Genomic DNA, 2,113 nt, shown 5'->3' on the forward strand with positions numbered 1-2,113 from the left:
TCTATAACTGTAGCGCTATAGTTTTGACTTACTATATTTGCTCGTCACTCTCCACACCAAGAAATTTCCCCATTAACTATTGATAATTTTCTCGGTACAATAATTTTTAACTCCGAACAACAGAAATAGAAAATTGAAAACTTAATCAGACTTACGCCGATTTTTGCCATTGAGCTTGTCTATAACTGTAGCGCTATAGTTTTGACTTACTATATTTTATAATTTTGGCGTAAGTCTTCAAAAGTAGAGTAAAATAAATTAGATAAATCCTACTTAAACCGTGACACCTTCTTGGCGAGCTGCATGAGCTACTGCACCAGCAACAGCCGTAGCTACCCTTGTATCAAATACAGAAGGAATAATATGCTCCTTGTCAAGGTCTGAAGCTTTCACCAATGAAGCGATCGCCCTAGCAGCTTCTAAGTACATTGTAGACGTGAGGGTAGTAGCCCGACAATCTAGAGCGCCCCGAAATATGCCTGGAAATGCCAAAACATTATTAATTTGATTTGGATAATCACTCCTACCAGTGGCCATAACTGCCACATCTCCTGTAACTAATTCTGGCTGTATTTCTGGAATAGGATTAGCCATTGCAAATACTATTGGATCTTTTGCCATAGAACGTACCATTTCTGGAGTGACAACTCCCGGTGCACTAACACCTAAGAATACATCAGCCCCTACCAAAGCATCTCCGAGAGTACCTGAAGACTCAACAGCAAATTCTTGTTTTTCTGGATTTAAACCTGTACGACTTTTTGAGACTATACCTTTAGAGTCACATAACCAAATTGTATTAGCCCCTGCTTTGCGTAACAAACGAGCGATCGCTATTCCAGCAGCACCAGCACCATTAATAACGATGCGAATATCTTCTATAGATTTTTTGACCAACTTTAGAGCGTTAATTAATGCAGCTAAACTTACTATTGCTGTACCATGTTGGTCATCGTGAAATACTGGAATATCTAATATTTCTCTTAGTTTGGCTTCTATTTCAAAACAACGGGGGGCAGCAATATCTTCTAAGTTAACTCCTCCAAAAACAGGAGCAATATTTTTAACTGTCTCGACTATAGCATCAGTATCTTGAGTCGCCAGACAAACAGGAAAAGCATCTACTCCAGCAAATTCCTTAAATAACATAGCTTTACCTTCCATAACTGGTAGAGCGCCTCCAGGACCAAGATTTCCTAGTCCTAAAACTGCACTGCCGTCTGTAACAATAGCTACTGTGTTTTGTTTAATGGTGAGATTGTAGATTTGTTCGGGGTCTTCCGCAACTGCTTTAGAAATTCGACCTACTCCTGGAGTATAAGCCATTGATAGGTCAGATTGGGATTTGAGGGGTATTTTGCCTTGGACTGTTATTTTACCACCACGATGTAAATTGAAGGTTCGGTCATAGAGATCGACAACTTTTATTTCTGGTAAAGCTTTGACAGCTTGAACAATTTTTTCACTATGTTCTGTACTGTAGGCATCGACTGTAATTTCTCTGAGTGTGATTTGACGACTTTGTTCGAGTAGGTCGATATGGCCTATGTTGCCTCCTTCTGATGCGATGGCTTGGGTAACGCTGGCCAACATTCCGGCACGGTTAGGAGTTTCGAGGCGAATTGTTAAACTAAATGAGGGATTTGGTGTTAGTTGTACCATGTTAGGTTTGTTTTAGGTTTTAAGTCCTAAATTTTAGTTTCATCGTAGTTGATCTTAAGTTGTGAGTGAGCATTTCTTGGGTTTAGTCAGGAATTTCTTCATTTGTGTTTTTTTTATCTAAAATCTACAATCTTTAGCTGGCGACAAGCTGTAAATTTTATTAAGAATTTTAGGAGCTAGGATTATGCAATTTGAGAAGGTTTAGTGGGTGTTATTTTATCAAAAATACTCTTGAAATTTGGCTATTTTTGGGAAGAGGCAAAATTTGAGGTGGAAGTTATTAATGGTTGATGGAAAAATTATTAGGAGTCTGATTAATTTTTCTTGACTAATATTTTCTGCCAAATCATACTGAAAAAATTTATCAAATTATCTATTTATCTAGAGTCGGAAGTTGAATATTAGTTTCTCTGTTTGTGGAGGTAAAAAATCGTTGGAAATTTTGTTGATT

General features: G+C 37.7%; 1 protein-coding gene. It reads right to left on the reverse strand.

The genetic code is table 11. The features are described 5' to 3' along the window. Positions 1-273 precede the first annotated feature (273 nt). Complete coding sequence (locus tag AFK68_RS00570; protein ID WP_094670806.1) at positions 274-1,662, reverse strand: malic enzyme-like NAD(P)-binding protein; 1,389 nt, start codon at positions 1,660-1,662, stop codon at positions 274-276. Positions 1,663-2,113 lie beyond the last annotated feature (451 nt).

Origin of the sequence: Hydrocoleum sp. CS-953, assembly GCF_002260545.1 — a bacterium.
Classification (GTDB): Bacteria; Cyanobacteriota; Cyanobacteriia; order Cyanobacteriales; family Microcoleaceae; genus Trichodesmium.

Bases quoted from the DNA above. Each gene is read 5' to 3' on its own strand.
- AFK68_RS00570 (WP_094670806.1), bottom strand. From the start codon at position 1,662: ATGGTACAACTAACACCAAATCCCTCATTTAGTTTAACAATTCGCCTC.